The 13,032-nt window shown below is 63.7% G+C and carries 1 protein-coding gene (running past both ends of the window); it reads right to left on the bottom strand.

Every position in this 13,032-nt window falls within one protein-coding gene, locus tag ACFWF1_RS16505, for a C2 family cysteine protease, read on the bottom strand. The gene is 54,663 nt long; 17,193 of those nucleotides lie to the left of the window and 24,438 to its right, leaving coding positions 24,439-37,470 in view, spanning codon 8,147 (complete) through codon 12,490 (complete); the first complete codon in reading order (the gene reads right to left) occupies nucleotides 13,030-13,032. The start codon and the stop codon both lie outside this window.

Consider the following 13,032-nt stretch of genomic DNA (forward strand, 5'->3'; position numbering starts at 1 on the left):
TATTTGGTGCAGGATCCGCTGGAAGGCGGATCGAGCGGGGCGGTGTGAAGCGCGCACGGGAGCCGGGATGTGCTGTACCGCCGGCGATGTCGTCGCCTCCGCAGAGCCGCCACCGGGGACGAAGCCGCGCAGTCGTTGCAGCGCGCGTGATCTGCGTGACCGTTGCTCGTGCGGAGTGTGGGCGGGTGTGCTGCCGTCGGTTCCAGGGGTGCGTGAGATCCGGCGTCCGGTCGTGGATGTTGTTATGCCATCGGGGGTCTGGCGGGTGCTGTCGACGTGCGGGGTGTCGCTGGTGTGGTTGTCGCGTGCTGCGGGTTCGGTGCCGGGCGCGTCGTAGACGTGGTCGGTGACGTCAGCGAGGTCCTCGAACTGCCCGGGCTGCGGGTTCGTATCGGACAGCATCTCGGATGGACGGCTCATCTCGAACGGGTCCAAATGCGCACCCGTCTGCGATGTTTCGCCGTGCTGTTCGCGTGTCCTGGAATCTGGCGTGACGTCGGTCGGGGAAACGCTGCGCGATGGCTCCTCGGCTTCCGGGATAGAGGGCAGTTCTGTCGGCCGGAATTGCGGCGGCTCCCAGGTCGGTCCGGACAGCTCGTACATATCCGGCAGCCCGGAATGCAGCACTGAGCCGTTGGCCCAATTGTGGAAGCTCCTGAGGGGGAACCGGTTCGCTCGGAAGGGGTCGTCCCGCTGCTCCGGCGGTACGGAACTGTGCCGGGCCGGAATATCGATGGCGAATGTCCGGTGAAGCGTTGCCTGCCTGGAGGTTTCGGCCTCCCGCGCATGCTGCTGCGAACTGCCGTGCTGCCGGTTCTGCTCGTCGGTCCCGGAACTGCGCTCGTCCCTGGGCTGGCGGGAGTCGTCCTGCGTGAAGTCCTGCGTTTGCTCGGTCTGCCGCGTGGGATCCTCCGCGCGGATGCTGTGCACCGACTTGTCATCGGTGCTGTAAATCGATTCGCGATCGTAGGCGTCGTGGCCCGACTCGTCATCGAAATCCGTTACGGGCCGCGTGCGGTCCCCGGTGAGACGGACGTCGCGAACCGCTGCGTCGTCGGTGCCGTGCGTCAACTCGTCATCGATGCGCGTTGCGGACCGGATGATGTTCGCCAGGCGTCGGGGAGTCTCCGCTCCGGTGGGCGAGGTGTGGTCGGCGTCGATCTGTTCGGGTTCGTGCAGGGGTGGTTCGCCCGATCGTGCGGGCTGGTCCGAGTCGGTGCTACTGACCGACCCGTCGGAGCGGGATGGGGGTGGGACGTCGTCCGGAAGTGAAGTGGTACTGCGGACAACCCGTCGGCGATCGAGCGGGTTGAACCGGTCGGACAGTCGCTCGGCGCCGCGCTGACGCGCCGCGTCGATCTGTGCCTGCGACTGCGGCGACGTCGACGGTCCCCGGTCGACAGATTTCTGTTCGGGCAGCGGTGCGGACCAGGCGATGTCGGTGAATTCGACGGCGCCTGTGGGGGAGGAAGGTCGGACGGTGCCCGCAGGCGGGGCTCGGGGTGCGTCTCCTGCATCGCGCCGGTGTGCCGTCTCGATGTGCGATGTCTCGCCCAGCTGCTCGGCCTCGAGCGTGTTTCGTCGCCATTCCTCCACCTGTGCGAGGCTGTCGGACTTGTAGACCTGGTCGACAGTTCCCGGTTCCGCCGAGTTGTCCAGTGCGACATCATGATGGGAGTCGGAGTGGGTGTCGACCTCGGTGATCTGTGTCAGCTGATGCTCGAATTCCGGTGCGGGGGCGACGGTTTCGGCTGGCTCTGTACTGAGGTCCGGGGATATCGTCGGCGGACCGGTAGTTTCTGTCGGATCGGCTCCAGATTTGGGCTCCGAATGTTGCTGTACCGCTTCGGCATCCGGCTGACTATCGAGTGCGCCGAACCCCCGCAGCGGCGGCAAGGCTTGAATCGGCACCGTCGAAGGAGGTTTCGAGATCGAGCCGTCAGCACTGCCCGAAGGTTTCGAACGCGGCAGTGACACAACGGAGCCCATCCGACCCACTCCGTAGTTGGACGGCCGCCGTGTCCCGGCGAGCACCGCCGGCGCGGGCAGTGCCGGCGGCCGCGGCGGGCCGATCTGCTCGCGCGGAGCGAGCGCCTCCAGCAGGTCGGTGGTGTGCCCGCGGACAATGCCGGTAGCCCGGAGTTTGCCTTTCGGGCCGACGATTTCGGCGACTCCGACGCCGACGAACGAGTGGCTGTCCCGTCCGTCACCGGCGGGGGTCTCGGCGGTCGTGCCCTGGCGGAGCAGATCGTCGTCCTGCCGGGCCGTGCCACTGACCTGCTCGACGGCACCGTGGTAGCCGCCCAACTGCACATTGGATGGGTTTGTGTTGGTGGAGTCCGCCGTGTAGGCGTTGGTGAGGCCGATAGTCGGGCGGAAGCCGAATCCGTGTCCGGCCGTGCTCTTTTCGCCGGTCTTCCTGGTTCTCTTGTGATGGATGGCGATATCTCGGCTGGTCGAGTCGATCTGCGGCGCATAAATAGTGAACTTCACGGACACGCCCTCGACCGTCTCGCCCTCGGCGTGCTCCTGTGGGCGGGGCATCTGATCGCTCTGGCCCGAGATGCCGAGAAAAGCTGCGGTGGCCGCGGGCCCGAGCCGGGTGAGCTGATTCGAGGCGGCCAACTGCTTCAGCAGGTTGAAAACGCCCACCGAGGAATAGGTTTGCTGGCCGGTGCTCCGAGTGGGATCCGTGCGGCGCAGGGACGGATCGACTTGCCGGAGTGCGTCGGCGATTTGCCGTGCGCCCGAGAAGTAATTGAGCGAAATCTCGTTGGTCGGCACCCAGGGCGCGGCGCTGACCAGGGCACGCAGCTCGGCCGGGATCTCCATCTCGATGGCGATGGTGCCCGGTGGGGCAGCTTGGCGGGGCACGGTGGGATCGGAACTGTAGATGGCGGGCGGGATGCGTGGGGTGATGGCACCGTTTCCGGTTTCGGAGGCATGGAACCACAGCAGGGTGTCGAGCCCCACCGAGTCGCGCACGGTATTCGACGGCAGCGGGAGATCGCTTTCGTTCACCCGGAAGATCCCGTTCTCCCGCCCGAGGAATGCTTCGATATCGGCACCCATGGACAGCAGGTTCTTCTTCAGGTCCGCGGTCACGGGACGCCGGCTGACCTCGATATCTAGCCGGTACAGCATCGGGTATTGGATAATCCGCCCGCTACTCTGCGTCCACGACGCGTCAGCGGTTTCGGCCGTTCGCTCGTTGCTCTGGATGGCTTGTTGCTCGCCGGTGAAGCTGAATGAGGTCTTCACCTCGTTGTTCAGGCTGGGATTGAAGGTCGCCTGGTGGCTCGTGACCCGCTTCTTGCCGATTCCGGTGGCACCCACGATGGGCAGGGCGCTGCTGTCGGCGCCGGTGGTGCCGAGCATGGTGTCCAGGGCGGAGGGGTGGGTGACCTCTCGGCCGAGAACAGTGCCGAGGTCGACACTCGGATCGAGGCGAGCGCTGATCGTGAACGTCACCAAGGATGAGATGGCCGAATAAGGCCAATCGCGGCTGATGAAGCCGAAGGTGATGCGACTGTCGGGCCCGTCGTAGACGAGGGTACGCAGGCCGAAAGTGGTGCCGAGCGTGCTCATCACGGACTCGAGGAAGGGGAGGTAATTGCTCGAATTGATCCGGCCGGCGCCCGCGGCTAGTCGCATAACGCGGTCCACCACAAGGTTTTTGAGGACATCGCGGCTGCCGGTGGTCTCATCATCGGGCCTGATGGTGGCCTTGACGACGGCGCCGTAACCGAGATGGCCGCCGGTCTCGAGGAAGCTGAGGGGCAGGGTTCGGTCGGGTTCCGGGGCCGGAGGGATCCGGTAGTCGCTGTTCGCATGGACAATCGCGGCCAGTTCGGGGATGTCCTGCAAGTCGTGGTTGTCGAGGAAGAACTCCACCCCGTCGGGTACATCGAAGACGCGAGTAACGGTGCGAGGCCCGCCAGGAAGCATATTGACGAGGGGATTGATCGTGCCTGACTCGAACTCGAGGACCACCGTCAGGTCGCCACCCCACAGGTGCACAAGTTCGTTGGAGTTGCGGACCCGGTTGGAGTACATGCTGTCGGAGGCCGTGATGTGGTCTTCGTCGGTCCAGCCGTACTGATAGCTGCCGGCCGGCACGACACTGCCGTCGGCGGATTCGCCCGGCCGGCCGGCCGGGGTGACGCCGAAGCGGTGGCCACGTTGGCGGGCTTGCGAGCGCTGGAATTTACTCTCGCGCTTGGCCCAATGCTCCAGGTTCTTCTTACGCCGCCCCAGATACCTGGGATTGGTCAGTACAACCCGCAGCTTCCACTTGTACCTGGTTCCGGCCAGGAGACCGTCGGAAAAGAGGCCCTCGCCGGTGAGGCTGTCTTGCAGGATCGGCAGCGCATTACCCATCATCTGCTCCGGCGCGAAGGCGGCATGGACGGCCTCGGCGACCTTCGACCAGGGATCCGTGGCGGGCTCGCCGAAGGCGTGTCGCCAGACCCACCGTCCGACACCGGTGGCCTTATCCACCACCCACTCCGCCTTGCCGACCAGATCCTGGCTCACCGCCGACCAGTCCACCGGCGCAACAGGTTCCGCGGCGAGCTCGAGCTGATCGGACGGAAACGCACCCGGCATCGGACGGTCGGGCTGGGGCACAGTGCTCTGCTCCTGCTGTGTGTTGGTGTCTCCCGGCTCCGGCTCCGGCTCCGGCTCGGGCTCGGGCTCGGGCTCGGGCTGCTGCTCGCGTTCCTGCGGCTGCGCATTCCGAGGCTGCTGCACCTGGACGTCCTCCGGTACAGAGTCGAGAACCTGGACCTCCGATCGCACCAACGACTCCGGCGGCAGTTGCTCATCGGCAGGGTAGGCACCCGGCAGTGTCTGCTCGGGGGCATCGGTCTGCTGGAAGCGGTCCCGCAGATCGTTGATGGCGGCCGCGGAGGCTGTCCGCAGGTAGTTCAGGTAGTAGTTGCGGAGATCGCTGACAGCGCCTGCGGCGGCCTTGCGGAGTTCCTTGCTGACGATGAAATGGTTCATAACGGCGCCGTCGGGAACCCGCAGGACCCCGTTTTCGAGGGTGCGGTCGCCGGTTGGCAACGCGAGCCGGCGGGTGTCGGCTGCGGTGAGCTCGCGGATGGTGGTCGGCGGGCGCGGCGCGGCGGTAGGCCGTTCGGACAGCATGTCGTCGGTGGGGATGGCCACGCGGACACCGCCGTTCGCGGTGATCGTCTCGTCGGGGCGGCCTCGTTCGATGAACCGCACCTTGTGGATGGCGGACAGGGTGACGACCTCGAGGCCGGCCGAGCTGAGGATGAACTTCTGCTCGCCGAAACCCGAGCCGGACCCCCGGATCCGCTTGTTCTTGCGGGAATGGTCATAGACGCCGGTGACGCCCACGATCGGAGTGTTCACCGCGACGTTGAAACCGCCGTGATAATTCTCCCACGGAGATGCCGCCGAGAATTCCTCGCCGCCCGACAACGCAGAACTGATGACGTTATACGTCTGGGCCTCGTCGTAGGTCCGGACGCGGGCGACGCCATCGTTGGAATCATCTGAGAGATAGTGCCGTTCGGTGACGAACTCGATCCCGAAGCGCCGGACCCCGGTCGGGGTCTTCAGCGTGAACCAGGCGATGACACCGCCTTCGATCGCCCCGGGCTGCATCGATTTCAGGCCTGTCGGGCCGAACATATCGTCGAACTTGCGACGATTATCGAGCTGCTGTTCGACAGTGGCATTATGGGTGAGCCAACTCAGCAGGCCCGCAGTGTTGTTCGCGGACGGGATGAAACCGCGATCGGCGAGTTCCTGCCTGGCCTGCGCGATCAACTCCGCGGCGCCGTCGACGCCCATCGGTGTCGTGTTCATTCCGTACTGCCTTAAATTCGCGACCTCCGACGGCAGGTACAAAGTCTTGGTGAGATCGGGAGCGTGACCGAGGTCTTGCAGCGACGGCACCAGCATTTGCACCGCGTAGTCTTTCCCGCCGTGCAACGGCGTTCCGACAGCGGGCGCGACCGGGGGACCGAACGGACGAACCAGCGTGACGTGGAAGGTAAACCTCGTCGTTACGTTCAGGAAGTTATTTCCCGCAAGACGCAGCGAATGTTGCTTCTGGGCGTCGTTCTGGTAGCTCAGGCCGTGACTGAACTCGCGAGATGCCCCGCCCCGGAAGGTGAGTCGACCGCTCGGGGGTGCGTGACCGGTGTCCTCGGCGATCGCGTCGGCGCCCAGTTCGAAGGTCACCGCCACAGAGCCACCGAGCATCTCGGTGATCGTCGAACTACCGTGCAGGCCCACCTGCCGCACCAAATAGGATTCGAGTCGGCTCTGCGTCGCGGTCGGGCCGGTGATCTCCGTACCACCGTTCGCTTCGACGACGATATGCAGATACCCCGGTTCACCGGATTTTGTCCGTAGGATCGGTGAGGACAACCCGAAACCAGGGTCCTGGGCGTCGGTGCGCGAGGCCGAATCACCCCACATCTTCGGGAAATTGTCACAGAATTGTTCCTCTTCGAAGAACTTCAACAGCACTTCACGGGAATCTGTGTCCAGATCGCTGAAATAGGACCCGAACGAGGCGTTCGTATCAGCGCGGAGCTGATCGATTGGAATGCCGAAGACACCGGACAGCGGAAATTCGCGCTGCAGCCGTTCGATCGGCGCAGGAATCGTGGCGGCATCACCCGGATCGATCGCAGGCAGCTCACCACTCCTGGTCATGTACAGCGGGAATTGGGCTTGCAGCGGCGCGGTGAGGACCGTCGCCCAGTCGTCTGTCCGCACCCGGAACACGTCGTGCCACCCGTGACCGAGGCGGATCTGCCACTCCCCGAGCAGGTCGTAGAGCTCGGACGGCCCCAGACTGCGCAGCTTCGCAATGACCTGCAGCGTCGTATCGACGGTCATGTTGGTGGACAACTGGTTGTAAACGGCGGCCAGCTGCCCGGTCAGCCCCACCCGCCGGAGCAGTCCGAGACGGACCGGCCAACCATGAGCGTAGGAATACGCGCCGGAGCGCAGGTTGGCAGTGCTGTGCTTATTGCCGTGTTCGGTAGCACCGGAGTCATATCTCTGATTGCCCACCGGAGGACCGTCACCGACCGGCGCCATCTGATTGTCCGACCGGCGCACGACGCGGGGTGCAAGACGTAAGAACGCCGGATAAGGGTTGCCCCGGTGCAGTGCACTCACCGGCTCACCCGACTCGCTCATCAGTTGGCGGAATTTCTTGACAGCTGTTTCCAGCGCCGGCATGACGGCTGCCGCGAATTCCGGGTCGTAGCCGAAGTGCGCCTCGACCATTCTGATGATGTGCTCCCGCAGCATCTCCATCTGGTCACGGGGAACCGGCAGCATGTGAACCAGGTTCTGGAGGCCCTCGCGCCGGGAACCGAAAGCCTGGAGTGCGGGATTCAGACCGCTCAGGAACGTGACCTCTCCGGTTTCGATCGTCTCGCGCAGCGCTCCGAAATAGGTTTCGCCCTCCGCAGGCTCGAATACGTGCCTGGGCTCGTCGAACAGGCCGGGCAGCAGATAGTCTTCCGGACCGTCGAAGATCGAGGCGGACCCGCCGAAACGGCCCCCACCCATCACCTCGGTCAGGAACTCTCCGAAATAGAGCTCGTCTCCCGAATCAGGCTCATCGAACAGGTGCCGCAGCGCATTGTCTTCCCAACCGTCGAGTGGCACATCCGACCCGTGCAACAGGGTGACCTTGTTGGCAGCGTCCTCCGTGGGCGGCGTGACGACAATCGACGGAATATTCGTATCGGGCGATATGCCGCTGCGGTTGTCGTCGGGGCCGAGTGCGAAGCGCGGTCCGGTCTCGGGGGCTAGCGGTGCGGCCTGGGGCGGGCGGTGAACCGTCGTCACGGTGAAAGTGCGGTCCCCGTCGCGGATGTGCTTACGGAGGAAAGCAGGGATGGCGGTGCCGGGGACATCCGTCAAGTCGTGCGGGGTGTCGAGATCGTGGTAATAGCGGTATCGGAGAGCGAATTTGTTGGGGCCGGTGACGGCGAGTTCGAGCCTGCCGTTGACATCGGCGACAAAGAGGCGGGTGCCCGGCAGGTAGGAAGGAAATCCACGGCCGGTCTCCGCGGCGATGGCCATCTCCTCGGCGAGGTCGCCGAGAAGATCGCCGGGACGGTCGAAGGTCTGGACCGTGTGGCCCGGCGGCGGAATGATTTCACCGTCAGGCGCGTAGCAGACAGCGCTGACGGTGGCGAGCTCACGCCGGGCAACAGGCGGGAACGGAGACTCCTCGCCGGTTATCAGATCCGCCCAAGTGATGGTGAGCTCAGGACCGGCATTGACAATGGCGAGCAGGCCATGCCCACCGATACCGGTTTCCCGGTCGATGTTAGGACTGGTATAGGTGTGGCCGACAAGAGCGTTGGCGCCGGGCCCAAAGCTACGGATCTGCTCGGTAATGATGCTGTGGGCAATGTCGGCGTCGGTGCCGTAATCATGTAATGGTGCACCCGCACTGAACTCGACCCCTAGTCGCGACATTCCCCGAAGTCCGGCGCGCGGCGGGACCGTGATGTGCCGACTGCCATTACCACGGTGACTACCATGACCATGCTTGATCGCAGCAAGAGTCAGCGGAATGCACTCATTACCAGGCGAGCCGCTGCGGTGTGGAACAGTGGACGCCGAGCCGGTAGGACGTTGGTATACGCCGGTGTCGTCCGTAGCTACCGAGGTCGGGTGTTCGGGTAGTGGTGTGATAAGCGCAAGGAAGTCATACTTACCGAGTTTGCCCCGCCTGACGATCCGGTTAGCTTCGGCGATAGCTAGATCCACCTCTTCGTCGCGACGCCTAGCGAACGCACCGTGTCCACTCCGCCTGACGTTCCGATTACCTATTCTTTCCCCTTCGTCGAAACCGGATACTACAAACGCTCCGGGATTCGTGCTCGCATTCTTGATGCGTTGCATTGCCCTCGAGATCAGCGATTCTATCGAGTGTGTACTCACACGAATTCGATCACGTGCAAGTTGACGGCGAATATCCTCGGGTTCTGTTTTGCCGCTGGCAAGGCACTGGATAATATGGTTTTCCAGGGTCCGCGTCGGATGGGGTGCTTGATTTGTGAGTGCTGCGACGCGGTCGTCGATCAGGCCTAGGTCATGGGCGATAGCCAAGATCGCCGCACGACTCTTACTCAGATTATGTTCATTGATCCTGAATTTTGTGTACAGGTTGTTCAGTGCTTCGTTCACCAACCTCCGGACAGCATCATTGGATTTGTTGCGCAGGATATGATGATCGGCAATTTCCGCGAGATGATCGGCGATGTCCTTGACTCTGGTATAGCCAGCGACGATGTACTGGATCAACTCATGCTCCAGGGACCCATTGTCGACCGCAACCGGCTCCCCGGGGCCCGGCGAGTGGTCCGGGGGCGGGGTGATGGCACCCTCGCCGAGTTGCATCTCTTGGCGGGCTTTGTTCGCGATCGCCTCGCTGTGGGCGAAGGGGTCGGTCAGGAGGGCGGGGGTGAGAGTGAGGCCGAGGTCGTGCGCTGCTGTGATCAGAATCGTTTCGAGTGCCTGATAGGTGATGTTGAGTTGTGTGACGATTTGGTGGTTCTTGTTGCCTCCGAGGACGCGGCGCAGGACTTTATTCTGCATGGGTACCAGTGTGATTCGGGGTTGGGGTTGGGGTTGTGCGATCGGGCGGGTGTCGGTGCCTGCTGCGTCGATCAGATGCCACCGGCGGGCTTCGGTCAGGGCCGAATCGATATCAGAAACTTCGAGTTCTCGATATACGCCGCTGAGCGCGACCTCGTCTATTTCGCCGCCGGCAGCATACCGCTTGAGAGCAGCTTTCTGCTCGTACGACATTTTGGGTCCGGGAATTGTTGTCATGTAGGGGTTGCGGTCGGCTGTTCGCCCGTGTTGGTAGGTGTGGTTGTCAGGGTGTTGCCGGATGTAGTGGACGGCGGTGCCGGGGGCAGGGTCGGTGATGAGGTTGTGCCGGGCGGTGCCAGGTTGGATGACGACGACGTTGGTTTTGGCGTATTCGGCGACGAGATGGAATACGAATGGGAGGCCGGAGTATTCGGTAGAGAGGTTGTCGGTGGCGCGACCTTCGTGGAGTGCGGCGATTTCGTTGTCGAATGCGCGGCTGCGTTCACGGGTCACGCGTTCGTCGAACGCATCGGCGCGGGCACGTTCGGCAACGAGTTCGGTGTCGGTGTAGTGGGTTGGGGCGTTGAGGAATTGACGATGGTGTGCGTTTTCGTGGGCTTGTTCAGTAGCGAGGTCGCGGGTGGTGATCTTGCCGAGGAACTTGCCGGGGTTTTGCTGGAGGTAGCTGGCGAGCTCTGGGCCCAGCAGATCCTGCTGGCCGTCTCTGCCGAGTGCGCGGGCGAGTGCAGCGATCGGGTCGGCCTCGCCGGGACTCCAGTCGGCGGGGGTGGGCACGTGGATGGTGGTGACGTCGCCGGTATCGAAGGTGTCGAGGCGGTTGAGGAAATTACCGACGTTGAGGAATTCGGGGAGGGCAGGCAGTCCCGATTCGGTGGGGGTGTGGATTCCGATCTTGCCGTTGGCGAGGACGGTGGCAGTGCTGTTGTCGGGGAGCGTGATTTGGGTGCTGGTTGGCAGGATGTGGCGCTGAATTCGGTCGGCGAGTTCGCCGATAGTGGTGGCGGTGACGGGGCTCGAGGTATCGGTCGGGGGGCGATGGACGCTTGTTGTGGTGACGGTGTTGTTGATGTGGTTGTCGAGGACGCGGAGGATCCAGGTGCGGTTGAGAGTCAGACCATTCGAGGGGGTATCGACGTCGTCGTTACTGCGGTATCGGATGGTGAACTCGTTGGGGCCGTTGACGACGATCCGAAGTCGCCCGCGATGGTCGGTGAGGTAGATGTGGGTGCCGGGTGGGAAGGTTGCCAATCCGCCGCCCATGGTTTCGGCGATGCTTATATCCCAGGCGAGTTGTGTGCGGAGTTCGTCCGGGCGTAGGGGCTGGATATGGTTGTCGGCCAAAGTATTCGGAGTATGGGGTCCGAGACCGAAACGTGGTTCGACTGACCGAGCTTGCCCAGCACCGTCGTCGGTTGCCGGGTCTGGTCCTGGTGCCACGGGTGCGGGACCGGGCTGGAGCCGGCCCTCCTCGAGGCCCTTGAGCACCGCTCTTTCGCATCTTTCTTCCGGAGTCTCGCCGTGTCTGGTGTCGATCTCGAGGTCGTCGAATAGTTTACTCCTCAGTTTCATTGCTGACCTCAGGGCCATCTCCAGGTCGGCGGGAATCTCTCCGTTATTGAGGTAGCGGACAATATCTTCGCTCTTGGTGAAGCCTTTCTGAAAGCCCTGAAGCACCTTCGCCCGTTTTTTCCCGAGGGGCTTGGATGCCGGGACACCGGTGTATTTGGCGTATGCGGCGAGGTGGCGCTGCCAGCGAGCATGCGCTGCGGTGTACTCGTTGTGTTCACGCAGACGACGGGCTGCGGTAATGGCGTCTTCGTCGAGTATGTGCCACCGGCGGGCTTCGATTTCGGCAGCGTCGAGGTCGGAAACTCCGAGTTTGCGAAACGCGCCATCGGCGTCCCCGCTGTTTCTCCCGGCCATCGCTCGCCGCACCGAATCACCCCTGATCTTAGGGTGTTTGTTGCTTGCGATGAGACCGTCGGCGATGGCTGGGTATGTTTTGTAGCCGGCGGCGTAGTGCTCGATCGCGTCTTTCTCCAGGCGGGAGAGTTTGGGGCCAGGGATTGTTGTGACAGCGCGGGCATCGAAGAGTATTTGCCCGTGCTGGTAGGTGTTGCTGTCGGGGTGTTGGCGGAGGTGGTGGATCTCGGCGCCGGGGGTGGGGTTGTTGATGACGAGCGTGTAAGCAGTGCCGGTCCGGTGGATGGCGTGGTTGGAATTGGTGCAGATGGCGCCGATGTAGAAGGCGAAAGATAGGCCAGGGTATGTGGTGGAGAGGTTCTCGGTGGTGCCGCCGTGGCGGATTGCCTCGATTTCGCGGTCGAGTGCGCCGTCGCGTGCGATGGCGATGCGATCGCGGAACAGGGCAGCGTCGGCGCTGTTTATGTGGGGTGCGGTGTAGACGAAGAAATCGAGGTAGTCGGTGGTGATGAAGGGTAGGTAATCGTCGCGCCGGGCTGCGAGATAGTCGGCGATCTCGGCGCGCAGCTCCGGCAGCTGGCTGAGGTCCTTGCCGAGTGCGTAGGCGAGAGCCACGATGGGATCTTGGCTGTCGTCGCTCCAGCCAGTGGGGTTCGGGGTGTCGACGGTGGCGTGATCGTCGAGGCCGAGGCCTTCGAGGCGGGTGAGAAGTTGATGTGCGTAGACGGTGTCCGATTGGTCCGGATCGGTGTGGAGTTCGATGGCGCCGTTGGCGTATTCGATGGTGCCGTTGGCGTAGACGGTGGCGGTGGTGGTGCCGTCGGGGAGCTGGATGCGGGTGCCGACGGGCAGGGTGTTGTGGCGGAGTCGGCGGGTGAGGTCGCCGATCGTGGTGGGACCGGAGGTATCGAAGGCGGGTTGGCGGACGACCGCTGTGGTGACGGCGCGGTCGAGGTCGGGGTCCTTGATGCGGTCGCGAATGAGCGCGTGGACGTCCTGGCCGAAGAAGACGACAGGTGCGTCATGGCGGACGCTCGGGTCGACGATCGAGCGATATTCGACGGATACGCCGTGGTCCTCGGTGACGGTGAGCCGCAGTGTTGTTCCTTGGCGGTTGCTGAGGAGGATCTGAGTGCCGGGTGGGTAGCCGCCGTCGCGATCCGGTGCCAGGGTGCGGGCGAGGATGGGGTCTGTCAGCAGCACTTCGGGTTTGTCGAGTACCCGTGTGCGGTCGAGCTTGTGGTCGGTTGCGGGGGTGGTCTGTGATTCGGTGCGGGGCGCGGTTGCTGGTTGGTCGGGGTCGGTGCCGATGAGGGTGGTGGTCGGCGGTTCCGTCCCGGCGAACATCGTGTCTTCGATCGGCCGTGTCGGATCCGGATCTCCGAGGGCGAAGCGCACACCGGTGCCGCGGATGTGAAAGGTGTCGAATTTGCTCAGCTGCCCGAGGTCGATAATGAGCGTGCCGTCCTCGCC

The sequence above is a fragment of the Nocardia sp. NPDC060255 genome, from assembly GCF_042727395.1.
Lineage (GTDB): Bacteria > Actinomycetota > Actinomycetes > Mycobacteriales > Mycobacteriaceae > Nocardia.